Raw genomic sequence first — 19393 nt, 5'->3', positions numbered from 1 at the left:
AGCCTTATGTTTGGGTACAATATTTTGATTTAGGAATGAATACGCCGGATAGAATTTGTTAAAACTACAGGGTATTTATTTTATGGCAATACTTTCATTCTAGAAAAATCATAAAGGAAAATAGCTTTTGTAATGAAATTGAAAAAGGCCGTCTGAACGTATGGTTTCAGACGGCCTTTAGTGTTACCAATTCACGCGGACTGCCCTGCTGCCGAGCAATGTTTCCAGTTCTTCAAACAAAGCGGTGCTTGGCGTTACCATCCATTTGGGCGCAATTTTCAATTTGCCCGATGCTTTGCCGTTGCTGTACGACAGTTGCAGCGGGATGTGCGCCGTATCGGGCAGGCGGTGGGCGGTGAGGATGGCGGCGAGGCGTTCGATGTCGTGGCCGGGGGAGAGGGCGAGGCTGAGGCTGCGGGCGTAGCGTTCGCGCGCCATTTGCAGGGTCATGACTTGGTTTGCCATGATGCGCAGACCGTCGCCACCGCCGTAGTCGTCGCGGCTGACTTTGGATTCGATAATCAGCACTTGGTCGGACTTGAGGTAGTCGGCGCAGTTTTCCAGCGTCTGGCCGCTGACCATGATTTCAATTTGTCCGCTCAAATCTTCGAGGCTGACGAAGGCGATTTTGCCGCGCTTGCCCATCATGGTGCGCACGGCGGTCACGAATCCGGCGAGGCGCACGCTGTCTTGCGGTTTCAGACGGCCTAATTTGGTCGGGGCGATTTGGCGGACTTCTTGGGCATACGGGCCGAACGGGTGGCCGGACAAGTAAAAGCCGATGACGGTTTTCTCTTCGGCGAGTTTTTCCGATTCGCTCCACATGGGCGCGTCGATGAGCTGCACCGGTTCGATGGCGTCTTCCATCATGTCAAACAGCCCGCCCTGATTGGCGTTGGCGGCTTTTTGGTCGGCGTTGTTCATGGCGAGGTCGATGTTTGCCAAGAGCATGGCGCGGTTGGGTTCGATGCTGTCAAACGCGCCGCCGCGTATCAGGGCTTCGAGGGTGCGGCGGTTCATGTGTTCTTTGCCGACGCGCTCGCAGAAGTCCAACAGGCCGGTAAACTTGCCGCCGCTTTGCCGCGCGGCGATGATGGATTCGACGGCGGCTTCGCCCGTGCCTTTAATCGCGCCGAGTGCGTAGCGGATTTTCATGTTCGGATACGGCGTGAAGCGGTAGTCGGATTCGTTGATGTCGGGCGGCAGGAACTCGATGCCGTTGGCGCGGCAGTCGTCGTAGAAATGTTTGAGCTGGTCGGTGTTGTCCAATTCAGACGACATGGTCGCCGCCATAAATTCGGCGGGGTAATGGGCTTTGAGCCATGCGGTCTGGTAGGAAATCAGGGCGTAGGCGGCGGCGTGGGATTTGTTGAAACCGTAGCCGGCGAATTTTTCCATGTAGTTGAAGATTTCGTCGGATTTTTCGCGCGAAATGCCTTGTTTTGCCGCGCCTTCGGCGAAGATTTCGCGGTGTTTCACCATTTCTTCGGGCTTTTTCTTACCCATGGCACGACGCAGCAAGTCCGCACCGCCGAGCGAGTAGCCGCCGATAATCTGCGCCGCCTGCATCACTTGTTCCTGATACACCATAATCCCATAGGTCGGCGCGAGGATGCCTTCGAGCAGCGGGTGGATGTATTGGAATTCCTGCCCCTTCATACGCGCGACGAAGTCGGGGATGTTGTCCATCGGGCCGGGGCGGTAGAGCGATACGAAGGCGATGAGTTCTTCAAACTTGGTGGTGTGCGCCGTTTTCAGCATTTTTTTCATGCCGGTCGACTCGAACTGGAACACGGCGGTGGTGTTCGCATCGCGGAAGATTTGGTAGGCGGCCTGGTCGTCAAGCGGAATCTTGCCGACATCGACGATATCGCCGGTGGTGGTTTTGATGTTGTTCTGCGCCATTTCGATAATGGTCAGGTTGCGCAGACCCAAAAAGTCGAATTTCACCAAACCCACGTCTTCCACGTCGCCCTTGTCGTACATGGATACGGGCGAGGCGGATTCATCCGCCTGATACACGGGGCTGTAATCGGAAATCTTGCCCGGCGCAATCAACACGCCGCCTGCGTGCATACCCAAACCGCGCGTCAGGTCTTCCAGCTTTTTCGCCAGCGTAATCAGTTCGTCCGCTTCTTCCGCTTCGATTAATTCCTGAATCTGCGGCTCGGCCTCCATGGCTTTTTCCAAACTCAGGGGTTTGTTGGCTTCCAACGGAATCAGCTTCGACAGTTTGTCGCACAGCATAAACGGCAGTTCCAGCACGCGTCCGACGTCGCGAATCACTGCTTTGGACGACATCGTGCCGAAGGTAACAATCTGGCTTACCGCATCCGCGCCGTATTTTTCGCGCACATATTCAATCACGCGGCCGCGGTTTGCCTGACAGAAGTCGACGTCAAAGTCGGGCATGGAAACGCGTTCGGGGTTTAAGAAACGTTCGAACAGCAGCGCATATTTGAGCGGATCAAGGTCGGTAATCTTCAATGAATACGCCACCAGCGAGCCTGCGCCCGAACCGCGTCCCGGCCCGACCGGGCAGCCGTGCGTTTTCGCCCAGTTGATAAAGTCTTGTACGATAAGGAAATAGCCGGGGAATTTCATCTGGATGATGATGTTCAGCTCAAAATCCAGCCGTTCCTGATATTCCGGCATTTTTGCCGCACGCTCTGCCTCGTCGGGATAAAGCTGAACCATGCGTTCCTGCAAACCTTCGTTGGACAGTTTCACCAAATAATCGTCCAGCGACAGGCCGTCCGGAGTCGGGAAGAGCGGCAGGAAGTTTTTGCCCAATGTGATGTGCAAATTGCAGCGTTTGGCGATTTCCACCGTGTTTTCCAAGGCTTCGGGCAAGTCGGCGAAACGCTCCAGCATCGTTTCCGGCGGAATGAAAAACTGGCTTGGCGTGAAATCGCGCGGACGTTTTTTGTCCGTCAATACCCAGCCGCCTGCGATACACACCCTCGCCTCGTGCGCGTTGAAATCGTCGCGGTTCATAAACTGTGTCGGATGCGTCGCCACCACCGGCAAACCCAACTCCTCCGCCAGCTTCACGCTGCCCGAAACGCAAGCCTCCCATTCAGGGCGTTCGGGCAGGCGTTGCAGCTCTAAATAAAATGCATCAGGAAACCACGCCGCATACTTCAACGCCGCCGCACGTGCCGCGTCTTCATTGCTGTTTAAGAGATTCACGCCCACTTCGCCGTAATGCGCGCCGCTCAAACAAATCAAGCCGCTGTTGTCGCCGTTTTCCAGCCATTCGGGATTGAGTTCCGCATGATGGACATTGCGGTCTTTGCCGACATAAGCCGCCGTCAAAAGCTCGCTCAAGCGCAGATAGCCCGCATCGTTGCGGATAATCAGCATGGCGCGGAACGGCTTGTCGGGCGCATTCGGATTGCCTATCCATACATCTGCCGCCCCGATGGGCTTAATCCCTGCGCCGCGGCAGGCTTTATAGAATTTCACTAAGCCGAATTCGTTCATCAAATCGCTGATGCACAAAGCAGGCAAACCGTATTCCTGCGCTTTGGCAATCAGTTTTTTAATCCGCACCATACCGTCGGTAATCGAGAATTCGGTATGCAGGCGCAGGGGGATATAGGTCGGCTCGGTCATGGCAAAATCGGCGAAAAAAGAAAAGCTGTATTGTAGCAGGGTTGACAAAGGCCGTCTGAAACACTCATTTCAGACGGCCTTTTATTTATTCACATTATTTCAATTTCGCTTTGAAGAACTGCTCGAATTTATCAAACGGAATTTTATTCGTGCTGTTGTCGTATAAATCCGTGTGTGTTGCACCTGGTACGATGTACAGCTCTTTATCTTTGCTACCTAATGCTTTGTAAGCATCTTCACCGAAGTAACGGCTGTGAGCAATTTCACCGTGAACCACTAAAGCTGGCGCTTTCAATTCTGCCGCATATTTCAAAATTGGCATATTAATCAGCGGTAACATACCCGTTACAGTCCAAGACGCATCAGGGTTTGAGTTTACGCTACGAGGGTGGTAGCCGCGTTCGGTACGGTAGAAGTTGGCGTATTCTTTAACGAATTTAGGGGTTTCCGCCGTGAAATCTTTTTTCGGATCAAGGTTGATGGGTGGTAACAAGTCAGCATAACCGTTTTTTGATGTTTCCCAACGTGCGTTGCTCATATCCAATTTCATTTTATAACGTGCATCAGCACTTTGCGCAGGTGCGCGGTCGTATGAACCATCAGCATTCGCTTGCATTTTGATTTCATAGCCGTTTGCTGTAACACGGGTCATATCGTACATCGTACTGGCTGCTACGGCTTTGATGCGAGGGTCTGATACCGCTGCATTCAAGGCAAATCCTCCCCAGCCGCATACGCCTAAAATCCCGATTTCATCACGATTAACATTATCTAAAGAGCCTAAAAAATCTACCGCTGCTGAGAAGTCTTCAGTGTTGATTTCAGGTGATGGTACATTGCGTGGTGTGCCTGAACTTTCGCCAGTGTATGAGCCGTCAAAGGCAATAGTAACGAAACCACGTTCAGCTAACGTTTGGGCATAAAGACCAGATGTTTGCTCTTTTACCGCACCAAATGGACCGCTTACTGCAATAGCAGGTAATTTACCTTTGGCGTTTTTCGGTACATATAAATCACCAACCAAAGTCAAACCGTAGCGGTTTTTAAAGGTCACTTTGCGATGATCTACTTTATCGGATTTAGGGAAAATTTTGTCCCATTCTTGTGTTAATTGAATCGTTTGAGCCGGTACTTCAACGGCTGTGGCATTTTGTGGTAATGCGCCCATGGCGTTTCCTCCTAATAATGTTGAACCTAAAACTGCTACAAGTGCGGTTGTTTTGAAAAATGTTTTTTTGCCCATGTGTTCTCCTTTAATTTGAGAGTGATTGTTTCGTTGATGTGGGCATTATAGGAATTGAACTATTTTCAGTAAATTTATAAAATACAAATTTATAATTTCTAAAAATGGAATAATTAACTGTATGAAAAATCGCTTTGAAAGCCTAAAAATTTTTTGCTCGCTGGCGGAAACCTTACAATTTAAAGAAACCGCCAATCGCTTAGCTGTTTCACCACCCGTGATTACACGAATCATTGCTGAATTGGAAGATTATTTAGGCGAGCCGCTTTTTCAACGTAATACTAGACAGGTTAGGCTGACCGATTTTGGTGAGCAATTTTTACCTGAGGCGCAAGCTTTATTGGCACAAAGCGAACGCTTATTTATATCCAGAAAACAACGTCAAGAAAATGACATGACAGGTTTGGTACGCATTACTGTGCCGAGCTGGCGAATTAATGATAGTGTTCTGTCGCAATTACTGACCGCACTTTCGCCTTATCCTGAGCTGATTATTGATTGGCGTGACGATATGAGCAAACTTGATACCGTAACGCACCGTGTTGACATCGGTCTGCGCATTGGTTTACAACCAGATGAAAATTTTATTGTTAAAAAAATCACGGACATTGGCGATATATTAGTTGCCTCACCGGAGCTCATAGCACAACTAGGCAAACCTACTTCATTAGATGATTTGGCAGAACGCTATCCTTTTGCCGGACAAATCAACCTCAGCACAGGGAGAGCATGGCATTTCCCGATTAACAGTGAGCAAGTCTTGCCCCCCCGCCGTATTAATTTTTTAAGTACAGATGTATACAGCTATTTACAGGCTGTATTGCAAGGAAAATCAGCAGGAATGTTGAGTGATTTCTTGTGTGAGCCTTATCTAAAATCAGGACAGCTTGTTCGTTTATTTCCTGAAGTGGAGATTCAAAAATGGCAACTGTTTTTATACCGCCCATACGAAACTGTTACACCACCAAGGGTATTGAAAGTCTTTGAAATACTGGAAGGAATTTTGAAAAAGGAATTTGAGAGATAGCCAAGCGTGAGGATTTTGCAAAGCTCTTGGGTTTATCAGAATGAATAAAACAGGAGGAGGATTTTCTTTCAGACGGCCATGTTAAAATATCGCCATCATTAAAAAGGATTGAATTATGGAAGCCACTGTCTATCTTGAAGACAACGAATACATCGCTTTGTGCGACCTGTTGAAACTGGCCGGTCTTGCCGAAAGTGGCGGACAGGCAAAAGCGTTTATTGCCGAAGGGCTGGTGTTGCGCAACGGCGAAACCGAAACCCGTAAAACCGCCAAAATCCGTGGCGGCGAAGTGATTGAGTTTGACGGTGCGCGCTTGGAAATCGCCGATGGATACGACCCTGAAGAATAAGGCCGAAGCCATTTTGGGCGAGCCGATTTTAGATGAACCTGTCCGCCCCGAGTCGTGGGAGTGTTGCGGCAGCGAGTGCGGCGATGCCTGTATTCAGACAATGTATTGGGCGGAAAAAGCCCGATATGATGCGCAACGGCGGAAGTTGAAAGAATCAGGTTGGGTAGACGGCGAAGATGGTGCAAAGGCCGTCTGAAAAATGGTTTGGTTGAATAGAAACCGCATATCTTTGAGAATCTTACTGATATATCGTTATGGCGTTTTGAGTTTGCGATAAGAAAAAACGCAATAAAAAAGGGGATGCGCATACATACCCTTTGAAAGTCAGATAGAAAACGGCATGATAGAAAAACAAATGACGGAATAAGATTTGCGGTTGGTCAATTCATCTTATTCCGTCTTGTTTTACAATCACTCAGGCGATGTTTCGCCTGCAAAATTCTCGATTTCTTCGCGATGCGCGTCAAACCATGAGCCGACCACTTGATTGACTTCGTCCATGCCTTGTTTTTTCAAGCTGGAAAACAGTTGAACGCTGATTTTTTGGCGGTCGGTGTAGGGTTTGAGTGATTTTTTTACCGCCGCCAAAGTTTTAATCTGGTCGTTTTTAGACAGCTTGTCTGCTTTTGACAGCAGGATATGCACAGGACGGCCGGTAATGTGGAAAAAGTCCAGCATTTGAATGTCTAAAGCCTTGAGCGGATGGCGCGAGTCCATAATCAGAATCAGGCCGATCAGCTGGCGGCGTTGTTGCAGGTAGTCGCCCAAGAGTTTGACCCAGTGCGCACGGATGGCCTCCGGTACTTGCGCGTAGCCGTAGCCGGGCAAGTCAACCATGAAGTTGCCGTTTTCCAGCTCAAAGAAATTGATGTGTTGGGTGCGGCCCGGTGTTTTGGAAACGTAGGCTAGGCGCACGTGATTGGTTAAGGTATTGATGGCGCTGGATTTGCCGGCATTGCTTCGGCCGACAAAGGCAATCTCGGCCGGCGTGTCGGGCAGGTCTTTCAGATGGTTGACCGTTGTAAAGAATTTGGCGTTTTGAAAAAGGTTCATCAGTATTCCCTTGCATGGAAACAAAACTGCAACATCATAATTTGTATCGGGCATTTATGTTGCAGCAGTTTGGTAATTTGAGTAGTAATTTAATGTAAACTTGGTATAGAATAGCACGTTTATAGAATTATCGGTTTTAATCGGGAAAATTCCCCGGTATTTGAGTATAAAAAAGGCATTGACGCGGTACGCAATGCTGTAATCAGGAGCACTCCATGAAACGATTGACTTTATTGGCCTTGGTATTGGCTGCCGGTGCGGTTTCCGCTGCCCCTAAAGCAGATGCTGAAAAAGGCAAACAGGTAGCGACTACTATCTGTGCGGCGTGTCACGCAGCCGATGGTAACAGCGGTATCGCAACTTATCCTAAACTGGCAGGTCAGGCTGCGGCCTACGTCTACGGCCAAACCATGGCCATCAAAGACGGTACCCGTACCCACGGTGCTGCCGGCGTGATGAAACCGATGGTGATGAACTTGTCCGAACAAGACATCCGCGACGCTGCCGCCTACTACGCCAAACAACAAGGTAAACCGGGCGAAGCCAATCCTAAAGAAAACCCGGAGCTGGGCGCGAAAATCTATCGCGGCGGCCTGAGCGCTAAAAAACTGCCGGCATGTATGTCTTGCCACGGTCCTAGCGGCGCAGGTATCCCTGGCGGCGGTACTGAAATCCAAGCCTATCCTCGTCTGGGCGGCCAACACAAAGCTTACGTTGTCGAGCAAATGAAAGCTTACCAATCCGGCCAACGTAAAAACGCCATCATGGCCGATATTGCCAACCGCCTGAGCGAAGAAGAGTTGAACGCAGTAGCCAACTTTATTCAAGGTTTGCACTAAATTTCGTTCTGAAACGAGTTTATTGATACAGGCCGTCTGAAAACCCTTCAGACGGCCTTAGCCAATATAAACCGATAAGCCTGATTGGTTTTTTCAAATAGCGACGGCAAGATTTTTACTGCAATATGCAGTATTCTTCCTTTCGCATCACACGTCATTGCAGTCCGTTCCATCAATCGGGTTGCCCCAAGCCGACATTTGAGACATGAGTAAATCTTCTTCATCCGTCCCACTCATCCGCAGACCGTGGTTTGCCTTTTTCAGCTCCATGCGTTTTGCCGTCGCCCTGCTCAGCCTGTTGGGCGTGGCTTCGATTATCGGTACGGTCTTGCAGCAAAACCAGCCGCAAGTCGATTATTTGGTGAAATTCGGCCCGTTTTGGTCGCAGATTTTCGGCTTTTTGGGCCTGTACGACGTGTACGCCTCGGCGTGGTTCGTTGTCATCATGATGTTTTTGGTGATTTCCACCGGATTGTGCCTGATTCGCAATGTTCCGCCGTTTTTGCGTGAGATTCGTTCCTTCCGTGAAAACGCCAAGGAAAAATCACTGGCGGCAATGCGCCATTCCATCGTTTTAGACGGACAGGTAACGCCCGAAGTTGCGCAACGTTATTTGGAAGTGCAGGGCTACGGCTGCAAAACCGTTACGCGTGAAGACGGTTCGGTTTTGGTGGCGGCGAAAAAAGGCGCGATGAACAAATGGGGCTATATCTTTGCCCATGCCGCGCTGATTGTGATTTGTTTGGGTGGTTTGATAGACAGCAACATCCTGCTGAAAATCGGTATGCTCACCGGCCGGGTTGTGCCGGACAATACGGCGGTTTACGCCAAAGACTTTAAGCCCGAAAGCGTGTTGGGCGCGTCCAATTTGTCGTTTAGGGGCAATGTCAATATTTCGGAAGGGCAGAGCGCGGACGTGGTGTTTCTGAATGCGGATAACGGCATGCTGGTGCAAGACCTGCCGTTTTCGGTCAAATTGAAGAAATTCCATATCGACTTTTACGATACCGGTATGCCGCGCGATTTTGCCAGCGACTTGGAAGTCACGGACAAGGCAACCGGCAAAGTCAGCGAACATACCATCCGCGTCAATCATCCTTTGACGCTGCACGGTATTACGGTTTATCAGGCAAGTTTCGCCGACGGCGGCTCGGACTTGACGTTTAAAGCGTGGAATCTGGCTGATGCCGACCGTGCTCCGGTCAAACTCAAAGCAACTTCCATGCGCGAGTTTCCGCTGGATTTGGGCAAGACTTCTTATAAGCTGGAATTTGACCAGTTTACTTCGATGAACGTCGAAGACATGAGCGAGCCGTCTGAAAAAGAGCAAAACTTAAAATCCGCCATCAACGATGTTCGTTCCGTCCGTCAAGAAGGCAAAAAATACACCAATATCGGCCCGTCTATCGTTTACCGCATCCGCGACAAAGCGGGGCAGGCGGTCGAATATAAAAACTATATGTTGCCGCTGAAACAAGATGAAGACTATTTCTTCATTACCGGCACGCGCAGCGGCTTGGCGCAGCAATACCGCTGGTTGCGCATTCCGATGGATAAAAACGGCCAAATCGATACCTTTATGGCTTTGCGCCAATATCTGAAAGATGATGCGGCACGCCGTAAAACCGTTGCCAATGCCGTCAAAGGCGCCCCCGCCGAAATCCGCGAACAATTCATGGCGGCGGCGGAAAACACCTTGTCGATTTTTGCCAAAGGCGGCTATTTGGCTTTGGACAAATTTGTTACCACCAATATTCCCAAAGACCAGCAGGAAAAAATGCAGGGCTATTTCTACGAGATGCTCTATGGCGTGATGAATGCCGCTTTGGAAGACACGATCAGTACATACAACCTGCCGGCTTGGCCGCAAGACGAAAAGCGCAACCGCTTCCTGCTGCATGCAATGGATGCGTACACCGGTTTGACCGAGTATCCTGCGCCGATGTTGCTGCAATTGGACGGCTATTCCGAAGTGCGCTCTTCCGGATTGCAGATGACCCGTTCGCCGGGCGCATTCTTGGTGTATCTGGGTTCGGTATTGCTGGTGTTGGGTACGGTGTTTATGTTCTATATTCGTGAAAAACGCGCTTGGCTGCTGTTTTCAGACGGCCGTATCCGTTTTGCCATGTCTTCCAGCCGCAACGAACGCGACTTGCAGAAAGAATTTCCGCAACACACACGGCAATTGCAGCAGCTTGCCAAGGATTTGAACCATGAATAACAAACATCAGGCCTTGCCCGAGCATGAGCTTCTGACACACAAATCATTTATCCGAAACCTCAACCTCTTCGACTGGGCATTCGCACTGCTGATTGCCATCGGTGCGTTTATTGCCCAAACCCAGGCCGGTCTGCACATGGACATCTACGAAATGGTGATTTTGTGGGCGAGTGCCGGTATTGCCGTTTTTCTGGGTTGGTTTTTCAAACCGATGCGCTGGTTTATCCCTGTGGGCGTGTGCCTGGCGTATTTGGCCGTTGATTTGTATGGCGGCGATATCAAACGCGCAGACGGCTTCCTGCTCAAATACCTGTTAAGCAGCCAGTCGGCGATTATGTGGCAATGCGCGTTTGTGTTCTTTGCCTTGTTTGCCTATATCGTCGGCGCGATAGCGGCGGTGCGCAAGAATGTGCCGACCAATACGCTTTTGGGCATGGGGAGCGTGTTTGCGTGGGTTTCCGCGATGGCGGGCTTTGTCGGCCTGCTGGTACGCTGGCATGAAAGCTATCTGTTGCGTCCCGATGCCGGCCATATTCCGGTTTCCAACCTTTACGAAGTATTCATCTTGTTCTTGGTCATTACGGCACTGATGTACCTCTATTACGAAGGCCGTTTTGCCGTACAAAAACTGGGCGGATTTGTCTTCAGCTTTATGGCGGTCGTAGTCGGATTTGTCTTGTGGTACAGCGTTTCGCGCGAGGCACATACCATTCAGCCGCTGATTCCTGCTTTGCAGTCTTGGTGGATGAAAATCCACGTTCCGGCCAACTTTATCGGCTACGGCGCATTCTGTATCGCCGCCATGCTGGGTATTGCCGAACTTTTGGCGCTCAGAAAAGAAGATGCGGGCAAAAAATCATGGCTGCCGCAATCTCAAGTCATTGAAGAAGTCATGTACAAAGCGATTGCCGTCGGTTTCCTATTCTTCACCATTGCCACCATTCTCGGCGCATTGTGGGCGGCCGATGCGTGGGGCCGCTATTGGAGCTGGGACCCGAAAGAAACTTGGGCATTTATCGTTTGGCTGAATTACGCGGTCTGGTTGCATTTGCGGCTGGTGGCAGGCTGGCGCGGCAAAGTGTTGGCTTGGTGGGCGGTCATCGGCCTGGTCATTACCGCCTTTGCCTTTATCGGCGTGAATATGTTTTTGAGCGGCCTGCACTCTTACGGCACTTTGTAAACCGCTTATTCCGCACTTTATTTCAGACGGCCTTTTTCCGTTTTCGGAGAAAACGCCGTCTGAATCGTTTTTAATCATTTTTTCAGACGGCCTCAAACCATGTTGGTATTAGGAATTGAATCATCTTGCGACGAAACCGGCGTTGCGCTCTACGACACCGAGCGCGGCCTGTTGGCGCATCATTTGCACACCCAGATGGCGATGCACGCCGAATACGGCGGCGTTGTCCCCGAATTGGCCAGCCGCGACCATATCCGCCGTGTCGTGCCGTTGACGCAAGGTTGCTTGAAGGAAGCAGGCGTAGGCTATGCCGACATCGACGCGGTTGCCTTTACGCAAGGCCCGGGCTTGGGCGGCGCATTGCTGGCCGGTTCGGGCTTCGCCAATGCGTTGGCATTTGCCATCGGCAAGCCCGTTATCCCCGTCCACCATCTTGAAGGCCATTTGCTCTCACCCTTGTTGGCAGACGACAAGCCTGAGTTTCCATTTGTCGCTTTGCTGGTGTCGGGCGGACATACGCAATTTATGGCTGTACGCGGTATCGGCGATTACACCTTGCTGGGTGAGAGCGTGGACGATGCGGCAGGCGAAGCGTTCGACAAAACGGCCAAGCTGTTGGGGCTGCCTTATCCCGGCGGTGCCAAATTATCCGAGCTGGCCAAACTCGGCACGCCTGATGCCTTCACGTTCCCACGCCCCATGCTGCATTCGCACGATTTGCAGATGAGCTTTTCCGGTTTGAAAACCGCCGTTTTGACCGCTGTCGAAAAAGTCCGTGCCGAAACCGGTTGCGATGAAATTCCGGAACAAACACGCAACGACATTTGCCGCGCTTTCCAAGATGCGGTGGTTGACGTGTTGGCGGCCAAAGCCAAAAAAGCGTTGTTGGATACCGGCTTCAGAACTTTGGTGGTTGCCGGCGGTGTGGGTGCAAACTGGAAATTGCGCGATGAATTTTCGCGCTTGACCGTCAAAATGCCGTCTGAAAAAGGCAAACCCAAGCCGCAGGAAGAAAAAATCAACGTCTATTTCCCACCGATGGCATACTGTACCGACAACGGCGCAATGATTGCCTTTGCCGGCGCGATGCGTCTTGCCGAGCGTCAGGCTGTCGGTGCATTCAATGTTAAGCCGCGCTGGCCGCTGTCGGATATTGTGAAGCAGGGTTGATACATTAGACTGCTTCGATGTAATGAAAGGCCGTCTGAAAACCTGAAGACAGGGTTTTCAGACGGCCTTTAATGAAATAGATGTTTGCGGTACAACTTCATTCAAAAAGATGAGTAATTTTTTCATCCGTTTTTTCTACAATATTAACTTTGATTGATTGCAAAAGGCAGTCTGAAATGACGAATTTATCCAAAGGTTTGCTGGCTGCGGTAGCGTCCAATTTGTTATTTTCCATGCTGTTTCTGTACGGTATGTGGATGAGGCCGATGACGGGGACGGAGGTGTTTGCCTGGCGCATGGTTGCCATGCTGTCGGCTTTGTGCGTGCTGATGACCATGGTCAACGGTTGGCAGGCGGCAATGCGTTTTGCTTATGGCGTCGGCCGGGATTGGAAACGATGGCTGCTGATTGTATTGCCGACGCCGATATTTGCCAGCCAGTTGTGGCTGTTTGTCTGGGGGCCGGTCAATGGGGAAGGGGTAAACATTGCCATGGGTTATTTCCTGTTTCCTTTGGCGATGATGCTGGGCGGACGGATTTGGTTTAAAGAGCGTTTGAACCGGTTGCAGAGGGTGGCGGTAATCTTGGCGTGTGCAGGCGTGGCATGCGAATTGGTGCGGTCGGGCGCGTTTTCGTGGACGACTGTATGGGTGTTCGGTACTTATCCGTTTTATTATCTGCTGCGCCGCAAGCTGGGCGTGCCTTCCTTAATCGGGCTGACCTTTGATTTGATGATGATTACGCCGTTTGCGTTGGCATATATTGTGTTGGCAACGGATACGCCGGCGATGATTGCGGCCAAACCGGTTTTAATCTTTTTTATTGTGTTGCTGGGTTTTAATAGTGCAATATCCATGCATTTGAATTTGAAGGCAAATCAGTTGCTGCCGGTGGCAGTGTTCGGCATGTTGAGCTATTTGGAGCCTGTATTGCTTTTTATTGTGTCGATTGTGTGGCTGGGCGAGCCGGTGCAGGGCGGCGCATTGATCGGCTACGGATTGATTTGGTCGGGATTGTGCGTGATGATTGCCAATGGCCTGTTGGGGATGAAGAAAGAAAAGAAATTGGCAAAATTTGATTGATGGATTGAGGCCGTCTGAAAATGGTTTGATCAATGTTTTCAGACGGCCTTGAGTATTAAAAGGGGCGTATCGGATACGTCCCTTTTGTTTTACCAGCTTTGGGCGATACGGTCGGCTTCTTGCAGGCGTTCGACTGTGCCGACGTCCAACCAAAGGCCGTTGTGGTATTCGCCGCTGATTTGATTTTGGCTCATGGCTTGACGCAACAGAGGGGCAAGCTTGGCAGCCTGGTGTGCCGGGGTGTCTTTGAAAAGCGCAGGATGATAAACGCCCACACCACTGAAAGTAAGGGCTTGGCCGTCTGCGGATGATGCAGATACCAGGCCGTCTGAAAGCAGGCCGAAGTCGCCTTCGGGATGATGGGGTGGATTGTCCACCAGCCACAAATGGGCAAGAAGGTTGTGTTCCTGTATGCGCTGGGCAGCCAGTCGTGCAGCTTGGAAATCAATGTCAGTCAACACATCGCCATTGATGACTAAAAACGGATCGTTGCCCAAAAGCGGCAGGGCGGTGGCAATGCCGCCGGCGGTTTCCAGGCCTCCGGCACGCTCGGGAGAATAGGCAATGCACACGCCGTAGTCCGCACCGTCTTTCAAGGTGTCTTCAATTTGTTGGCCAAGCCAGGCATGGTTGATGACGATTTCAGTAAATCCGGCCTGCTGCAGGCGGCGCAAGTGCCAGCCGATAAGCGGCGTGCCTGCTACTTCGAGTAAAGGTTTGGGCGTGTGGTCGGTCAGCGGGCGCATACGCTCGCCGCGACCGGCGGCCAATATCATTGCTTTCATGGGTGTGCCTATAATGTGTGAAACAGAAAAAGTCTCAGGCCGTCTGAAAAAATGAAACCGATGTTTCAGACGGCCTGAGACCCTTAAAACCTTCTAGATCGAAATCCCCTTCATATTTGCTTCCAGAATGGGCATCTCAATACCTAACTCTTGACCTGTCTGAAAGACACTTTGACAACAATAGAAGATATCTTGTTTGTCATTGTGTAATGTCATAATCTTTCGGGTCATTTCATTTTTAGCAAACATGACTTTCATAGCTCTTCCGGCAAGCCAAGCGGGAATTTTGTAAGGTAAGAGCTCAGCTTTATAAAGCTTCAAATTTACGCCACGTGCTTCAACGACTTTCAAAGCCTCTCGAATGGCTTTGATAGCTAATGATAATTCTGAAGAACTATTCATCAAGTTTAGGGCTAACTCTTCCGGGTTTTCCAGTTTTCCCGAACGTGCAGCTGTTGAAGTAACACCCGCATTAATCGCCATATGAATCCAAATCCACTCGACCATATCATGAGGAACTTCCCACTTCAAATCTACAGAGGTCAGTAAAGTCGTCAGATTGACATAATTAAGAATTTTTGCTTTTTGCTCACCTTCTAGCATTAAATGGTCGAACAGAACACCGTCCAAATGATCCTCGGTCATATGTCCACCAGCTGTCGGAAAAGCTAAAATATAGTCGTACTCTCCTGCCCACTCCTGGATCTCTTTTCGAGTATTCCAGAAATTGCAGAAGAAAACTAGAGTTCCTTTGATATTATTTTCTTGCAAGGTTTTCACGGCTTCTTTAACAAAACCATAACGCACACTCAGAAAAATAAAATCATATTCTGAATGAGCTTCAGCCACTTGAACCTCATAGGTATCATGTTTGCTTTCCCCTTTGGAATTACAGCGACCATCTAGCAAATTAACCGAGATAGATTTTGGAGCATTGTTCCGCCTACTGTTTCTAAGTATGTGTTTTACTTGATGGCCTGCTTTTTGAAAAGCATAGGCATAAGTTGTTCCGATAACTCCGAGTCCTAGGATTGCTATTCTCACCTAAAAATTAATTCCTTTTTATGCCAAAGATTTGAATTGCCTGCGGAAATACAACAATGCCGGCGCTTGCGCGTCGGTATTGCGGATTTCGTTGATCTGGACGAAAAAGACGTAATGTGTGCCGATTTCGCGTTGCTCGACAATACTGCCGTGCAGGTGCGCCAGCGCGCCTTCAACTTCGAGCTGTCCGGTTTGCCCTCTATGCCAAATATGGTATTCGAAGCGTTCTTCGGGCGAGAGGTCGGTCAGTCCGGCAAAGTGTTCGGCAACATCCTGCTGGCTGTCGTTGAGCGTGTTGATACACAAATTGCGGTTGCCCTGCAGGATGGGGATGATGGCGGATTGGCGGTTGATGCACAGCATGACCGTCGGCGGCTCGTCGGTAACGGCAGTGACGGCAGTCATGGTAATGCCATAGCGCCCTGCTTCACCGTCTGTCGTGATAACGTGTACACCGGCGGCACAGGAGGCCATGGCATCTCGGAAGGATCTCTTGAGTGTGTGTGTTGAATCTGTCATCCGGCTCGCTTTATTTTAATACCTGTTCGATTTTTGCCAGCTCTGCCAAGAGTTCTTTGAGTTGTGCCATTTTTTCTTTGGAAAGGACTTTTTCAATTGCGTCATAGCGCTCGTCAACCAATGCGCCGGTGGACTCATAGAGTTTCTCGCCTTCGGGCGTCAGTTTCAGATAAACGCGGCGTTGGTCGTTGGAAGGCTTCAGGCGCACGGCCAAACCTGCTTTTTCCAAGCGGGTCAGAATGCCGGTCAGGCTGGGACGGAGGATGCAGGCCTGATTGGCCAAGTCTTGGAAGTCGAGTGTGCCGTTTTCCGCTAAGAGCCGGATGATACGCCATTGCTGGTCAGTAATATTGGCTTGGTTCAGAATAGGGCGGAATTGGGTCATCAATGCTTCCCTTGCCTGAATCAGACCGATATTGATAGATGCATGTTTAGATTGGTTGGGCATTACTAAGTCTCCGGGGTTATCAAAAATCAAACCGTTGAAGCGTGAGGTAAATTAATAAAGGCGAATATTGCTGTTTTAAGGCTGCCGTCGGCAACCGGGTCTATGGGAACAAAAGCATCACGGCCACAATATTAGATGAAGGTCTCTAACAGTTTGTTTTGATAATAATGTTTCCAATTGTTCTTATGGTTATATCTTAGTCTATTTTCTTTATAATCTCAACAAAATCATATGTTATTGGGAAAGAGATAGTTTATTTATTTATGAAGTGGAATAGGGTAAATATATTCGGCAGAGATAATTCTTTGGATTTTCTATTTTTAGTGGATTTTCAATGAATTTAGCCGAAGATGTCTGCTAAGTAAATTCTGATTTTTAAGCCGATGTAGCTGGAAAGTCCGGATGTGTGATGAATCATTTTTCCATCTTTTAATATGATAATGGTCGGTGTGACGGCTATGTTCCATTTTTGAGCCATCAGGCCGTCTGAATCATTGACGTTTGGAAAGGATAGATTGTTTTCTTGCATATGGCGGGCAATATCATTGTCGCTTCCTGAGCGTAAGGCTACGCCCAGAGTCGGAATATTGTCTTGATGCAGTTTTTCTATGGTCGGTGATGTGTATGAGCAAATACCGCACCAGCTACCCCAAAAGTAAACAACGGCAACACGGTTCTGGCTGAAGGATTGGAGGGAGGTGGTTTGTCCGTTGGTTAGCGTGAGGGTTTGCGCTGCTGATTGCAATGGTTGGTCGGGTTTGCGTACCCAGTCGACAATCAAGGAGAGAAAAATGAAAATAATCACGGCCTGAAGCAATGATTTGGCGTAGTGGAGTAGGGTTTTCGTCATGTATTTGCCGTGAAAAAAGATTGAATGATTGTTTGATAAATGAAAAAAGCCTTGCAGAGCAAGGCTTTTGATTCGATTCTGAAAACGTATTAACGTTTGGAGAATTGTTTTGCACGACGTGCTTTGCGCAAACCTGGTTTTTTACGTTCAACTTCACGAGCATCGCGAGTAACGAAGCCTGCTTGAGACAGAGCTGGTTTCAGGGCTGCGTCAAAGTCGATCAGGGCGCGGGTAATGCCGTGGCGGATAGCGCCGGATTGACCGGTTTCGCCGCCGCCGGTTACGTTAACTTTGATGTCGAAAGATTCGGCATTTTCAGTCAGAACCAGGGGTTGACGTACAACCATGCGGCTGGTTTCACGTGCGAAGAATTCGTCAACGGGACGGCCGTTTACGATGATTTGGCCGGTACCTTTAGTCAAGAATACACGAGCCACTGAACTTTTGCGGCGGCCTGTGCCGTAGTAGTATTTACCGTTCATGTCGTGTCCTTATTATTTCAGTTCCAAAACTTTAGGTTGTTGTGCAGCGTGGCCGTGTTCGGCACCGGCGTACACTTTCAGTTTTTTGATCATGGCGTAGCCCAGAGGACCTTTAGGCAACATGCCTTTTACGGCTTGCTCCAAAGCGCGGCCAGGGAATTGCTCTTGCATTTCGCGGAAAGTGCGCTCGTAGATGCCACCTGGGAAACCAGAGTGACGGAAGTATTTTTTGTCTTCGAATTTAGCACCGGTCACGCGCAGTTTGTCTGCATTGATGACGATGATGTAGTCGCCGGTATCAACGTGAGGGGTGTATTCGGGTTTGTGTTTGCCGCGCAGACGGTGTGCGACTTCGGCTGCGACACGACCCAGAACTTTGTCTTCTGCGTCAATGACGAACCATTCGCGCTTCACCTCGTGGGGTTTTGCAGAGAAGGTTTTCATGGTTGGAATCCAGATATATATAGAAAGTTATGGATTTTAAAGAGGAGATTGGTTTTTGTCAATCTTAATTGAGCGTGTTTGATGCATGAATATGCGGTTTTTTCAGACGGCCGGAAATCTTTACGAAAGTCTTTACCTAGAAAGGGGAAAGCCACACCTTTCGGTATGGCTTTTTTAGGGAATCCCCACGAGTGCCGTTTAGGCTGAATCCGCTTGAACCTTGCTGACAAGGCGGTCACCTCGGGTAGTTTCGGGTGCGTCCGGCAAACGGACGCTCGCGCCCACTACAACTCCCGGCAACCTAAAGCGAACGTATTGGTTCAAAGGAATATATGCCTTCGCGAACACCGCAGGGAAAAGGGGAAATTAGTTTTGCTCCAAGCGCGCCAGTGCTTTTTGGCACGCGTTGTTCATGTCGGTTATTTTACGCTCAAATTCACCGATTGCCAAATCGTCGTTGAGGGTGGTTTTCAAGAGGTCGTGTACGACGTTGAGGGCTGCCATGACGACGATTTTGTCCGTGCCGACGATGCGGCCGCTTTCTTTAATCGCATCGCTTTTTTTGTTGAGCATTTCAACGGCTTGCAGGAGGGTTGCTTTTTCTTCACTCGGCGTATTGATGGTGAAGTTGACATTCATGATGTCGAGATTGACTTGTTCGATACTCACGGGGCATCCTTTTATTGTTGTGTTTCTTGGGGCAATCGGGCAATGAGGCTGCGGATTTGGTCTGCACTTTGGGCCAGCGCGTTGCGGTAGTTTTCTTTTTCGGCAGTCAGGTTGTCAATTTTGCTTTGCAGGTCTTCTTTGAGTTTGCCGACTTGAACCAGCAAGGCTTCGCTGAGTTCGTCAATGGCCGCGTCGTGTTGGCGTTTTTGTTGCTCTTGCTCGAGTTTGAGTCTGTCGATTTCTTCGTTGAGACGGCGGTTTTCTGAAACCAGCGTTTCAAATTTTTGGACAAGTTGGTAAACGTTGATTTCCAGATTGTTCAGTGATTGGTTCATGTGTTTCCCTTCAGACGGCCTTATGGCCGTCATAT

20 protein-coding genes and 1 other RNA gene are annotated in these 19393 nt (G+C 49.6%); 8 read left to right on the top strand and 13 right to left on the bottom strand.

Translation table 11 applies throughout. The features are described from left to right. Positions 1-183 precede the first annotated feature (183 nt). Entirely contained in the window at positions 184-3618 is a 3435-nt protein-coding gene (gene dnaE, locus FOC66_RS07200) for a DNA polymerase III subunit alpha (RefSeq protein ID WP_003749040.1), read from the bottom strand. 94 nt (positions 3619-3712) lie between these two features. Beyond that, the gene (locus FOC66_RS07195) at positions 3713-4861 is read right to left on the bottom strand and encodes an alpha/beta hydrolase (RefSeq protein ID WP_003749038.1); all 1149 of its coding nucleotides are present in this window, start codon (positions 4859-4861) and stop codon (positions 3713-3715) included. A gap of 121 nt (positions 4862-4982) precedes the next feature. Between FOC66_RS07195 and FOC66_RS07190 the strand changes: the two genes are divergently transcribed. The 3 genes from FOC66_RS07190 to FOC66_RS07180 all read left to right on the top strand — a co-directional run bounded on the left by FOC66_RS07190 (position 4983) and on the right by FOC66_RS07180 (position 6433). Continuing rightward, positions 4983-5888, top strand: a complete 906-nt coding sequence (locus FOC66_RS07190; RefSeq protein ID WP_003749036.1) for a LysR family transcriptional regulator — start codon at positions 4983-4985, stop codon at positions 5886-5888. 115 nt (positions 5889-6003) lie between these two features. Further along, positions 6004-6237, top strand: a complete 234-nt coding sequence (locus FOC66_RS07185; protein WP_002221492.1) for an RNA-binding S4 domain-containing protein — start codon at positions 6004-6006, stop codon at positions 6235-6237. Further along, entirely contained in the window at positions 6215-6433 is a 219-nt protein-coding gene (locus FOC66_RS07180; RefSeq protein WP_003749035.1) for a hypothetical protein, read from the top strand. The genes FOC66_RS07185 and FOC66_RS07180 overlap by 23 nt, the downstream gene beginning before the upstream one ends. Positions 6434-6648: 215 nt before the next feature. Here FOC66_RS07180 and yihA read toward each other — a convergent pair whose 3' ends face one another. After that, positions 6649-7290, bottom strand: a complete 642-nt coding sequence (gene yihA, locus FOC66_RS07175; RefSeq protein ID WP_003749033.1) for a ribosome biogenesis GTP-binding protein YihA/YsxC — start codon at positions 7288-7290, stop codon at positions 6649-6651. 215 nt (positions 7291-7505) lie between these two features. Between yihA and FOC66_RS07170 the strand changes: the two genes are divergently transcribed. From FOC66_RS07170 to rarD, 5 genes are all read left to right on the top strand, one after another. After that, a complete protein-coding gene (locus FOC66_RS07170) occupies positions 7506-8129 on the top strand; it encodes a c-type cytochrome (RefSeq protein WP_003749030.1) in 624 nt (207 codons plus the stop codon). 268 nt (positions 8130-8397) lie between these two features. Beyond that, positions 8398-10350 (top strand): cytochrome c biogenesis protein ResB, encoded by a 1953-nt coding sequence (locus tag FOC66_RS07165; RefSeq protein ID WP_036494025.1) that lies wholly within the window; start codon positions 8398-8400, stop codon positions 10348-10350. After that, entirely contained in the window at positions 10343-11530 is a 1188-nt protein-coding gene (ccsB, locus tag FOC66_RS07160) for a c-type cytochrome biogenesis protein CcsB (protein WP_003749026.1), read from the top strand. The genes FOC66_RS07165 and ccsB overlap by 8 nt, the downstream gene beginning before the upstream one ends. 99 nt (positions 11531-11629) lie before the next feature. After that, the gene (tsaD, locus tag FOC66_RS07155; RefSeq protein WP_003749024.1) at positions 11630-12700 is read left to right on the top strand and encodes a tRNA (adenosine(37)-N6)-threonylcarbamoyltransferase complex transferase subunit TsaD; all 1071 of its coding nucleotides are present in this window, start codon (positions 11630-11632) and stop codon (positions 12698-12700) included. 176 nt (positions 12701-12876) lie between these two features. After that, entirely contained in the window at positions 12877-13782 is a 906-nt protein-coding gene (gene rarD, locus FOC66_RS07150) for an EamA family transporter RarD (RefSeq protein ID WP_003749022.1), read from the top strand. 89 nt (positions 13783-13871) lie between these two features. Here the strand turns inward: rarD and murU are convergent, their stop codons facing one another. The 10 genes from murU to FOC66_RS07100 form a co-directional block, all read right to left on the bottom strand. Further along, a complete protein-coding gene (murU, locus tag FOC66_RS07145; RefSeq protein ID WP_003749020.1) occupies positions 13872-14567 on the bottom strand; it encodes an N-acetylmuramate alpha-1-phosphate uridylyltransferase MurU in 696 nt (231 codons plus the stop codon). A 93-nt stretch (positions 14568-14660) separates the two neighbouring features. Then, positions 14661-15611, bottom strand: a complete 951-nt coding sequence (locus FOC66_RS07140) for a ketopantoate reductase family protein (RefSeq protein ID WP_003749018.1) — start codon at positions 15609-15611, stop codon at positions 14661-14663. 18 nt (positions 15612-15629) lie between these two features. Further along, on the bottom strand, positions 15630-16130 hold the full coding sequence (gene hpaC / locus FOC66_RS07135; protein ID WP_003749016.1) for a 4-hydroxyphenylacetate 3-monooxygenase, reductase component: 501 nt from the start codon (positions 16128-16130) through the stop codon (positions 15630-15632). A 10-nt stretch (positions 16131-16140) separates the two neighbouring features. After that, on the bottom strand, positions 16141-16578 hold the full coding sequence (gene hpaR, locus FOC66_RS07130; RefSeq protein WP_003749014.1) for a homoprotocatechuate degradation operon regulator HpaR: 438 nt from the start codon (positions 16576-16578) through the stop codon (positions 16141-16143). A 340-nt stretch (positions 16579-16918) separates the two neighbouring features. Next, on the bottom strand, positions 16919-17428 hold the full coding sequence (locus tag FOC66_RS07125) for a protein disulfide oxidoreductase (protein ID WP_003749012.1): 510 nt from the start codon (positions 17426-17428) through the stop codon (positions 16919-16921). Between the two features lie 89 nt (positions 17429-17517). Continuing rightward, on the bottom strand, positions 17518-17910 hold the full coding sequence (gene rpsI / locus FOC66_RS07120; RefSeq protein WP_003681515.1) for a 30S ribosomal protein S9: 393 nt from the start codon (positions 17908-17910) through the stop codon (positions 17518-17520). 12 nt (positions 17911-17922) lie between these two features. After that, complete coding sequence (gene rplM, locus FOC66_RS07115) at positions 17923-18354, bottom strand: 50S ribosomal protein L13 (protein WP_003684605.1); 432 nt, start codon at positions 18352-18354, stop codon at positions 17923-17925. Positions 18355-18532: 178 nt separating this feature from the next. Further along, positions 18533-18713, bottom strand: a non-coding RNA gene (ssrS, locus tag FOC66_RS07110) — 6S RNA. A 7-nt stretch (positions 18714-18720) separates the two neighbouring features. Then, positions 18721-19023, bottom strand: a complete 303-nt coding sequence (locus FOC66_RS07105) for a cell division protein ZapA (protein WP_003681511.1) — start codon at positions 19021-19023, stop codon at positions 18721-18723. A gap of 11 nt (positions 19024-19034) precedes the next feature. Beyond that, positions 19035-19358 (bottom strand): hypothetical protein, encoded by a 324-nt coding sequence (locus FOC66_RS07100; protein ID WP_036494022.1) that lies wholly within the window; start codon positions 19356-19358, stop codon positions 19035-19037. Between the last annotated feature and the right edge of the window lie 35 nt (positions 19359-19393).

Origin of the sequence: Neisseria mucosa (genome assembly GCF_013267835.1) — a bacterium.
Classification (GTDB): Bacteria; Pseudomonadota; Gammaproteobacteria; order Burkholderiales; family Neisseriaceae; genus Neisseria.
Note: the sequence above shows the minus strand (reverse complement) of the source record. Positions and strands in the feature narration are given on the sequence as shown.

Bases quoted from the DNA above. Each gene is read 5' to 3' on its own strand.
- FOC66_RS07100 (WP_036494022.1), bottom strand. From the start codon at position 19,358: ATGAACCAATCACTGAACAATCTGGAAATCAACGTTTACCAACTTGTC.
- FOC66_RS07180 (WP_003749035.1), top strand. From the start codon at position 6,215: ATGGATACGACCCTGAAGAATAAGGCCGAAGCCATTTTGGGCGAGCCG.
- tsaD (WP_003749024.1), top strand. From the start codon at position 11,630: ATGTTGGTATTAGGAATTGAATCATCTTGCGACGAAACCGGCGTTGCG.
- FOC66_RS07165 (WP_036494025.1), top strand. From the start codon at position 8,398: ATGCGTTTTGCCGTCGCCCTGCTCAGCCTGTTGGGCGTGGCTTCGATT.
- rplM (WP_003684605.1), bottom strand. From the start codon at position 18,354: ATGAAAACCTTCTCTGCAAAACCCCACGAGGTGAAGCGCGAATGGTTC.
- FOC66_RS07190 (WP_003749036.1), top strand. From the start codon at position 4,983: ATGAAAAATCGCTTTGAAAGCCTAAAAATTTTTTGCTCGCTGGCGGAA.
- hpaR (WP_003749014.1), bottom strand. From the start codon at position 16,578: ATGCCCAACCAATCTAAACATGCATCTATCAATATCGGTCTGATTCAG.
- FOC66_RS07185 (WP_002221492.1), top strand. From the start codon at position 6,004: ATGGAAGCCACTGTCTATCTTGAAGACAACGAATACATCGCTTTGTGC.
- FOC66_RS07125 (WP_003749012.1), bottom strand. From the start codon at position 17,428: ATGACGAAAACCCTACTCCACTACGCCAAATCATTGCTTCAGGCCGTG.
- dnaE (WP_003749040.1), bottom strand. From the start codon at position 3,618: ATGACCGAGCCGACCTATATCCCCCTGCGCCTGCATACCGAATTCTCG.
- FOC66_RS07170 (WP_003749030.1), top strand. From the start codon at position 7,506: ATGAAACGATTGACTTTATTGGCCTTGGTATTGGCTGCCGGTGCGGTT.
- FOC66_RS07195 (WP_003749038.1), bottom strand. From the start codon at position 4,861: ATGGGCAAAAAAACATTTTTCAAAACAACCGCACTTGTAGCAGTTTTA.
- hpaC (WP_003749016.1), bottom strand. From the start codon at position 16,130: ATGACAGATTCAACACACACACTCAAGAGATCCTTCCGAGATGCCATG.
- rarD (WP_003749022.1), top strand. From the start codon at position 12,877: ATGACGAATTTATCCAAAGGTTTGCTGGCTGCGGTAGCGTCCAATTTG.
- rpsI (WP_003681515.1), bottom strand. From the start codon at position 17,910: ATGAACGGTAAATACTACTACGGCACAGGCCGCCGCAAAAGTTCAGTG.
- yihA (WP_003749033.1), bottom strand. From the start codon at position 7,290: ATGAACCTTTTTCAAAACGCCAAATTCTTTACAACGGTCAACCATCTG.
- murU (WP_003749020.1), bottom strand. From the start codon at position 14,567: ATGAAAGCAATGATATTGGCCGCCGGTCGCGGCGAGCGTATGCGCCCG.
- ccsB (WP_003749026.1), top strand. From the start codon at position 10,343: ATGAATAACAAACATCAGGCCTTGCCCGAGCATGAGCTTCTGACACAC.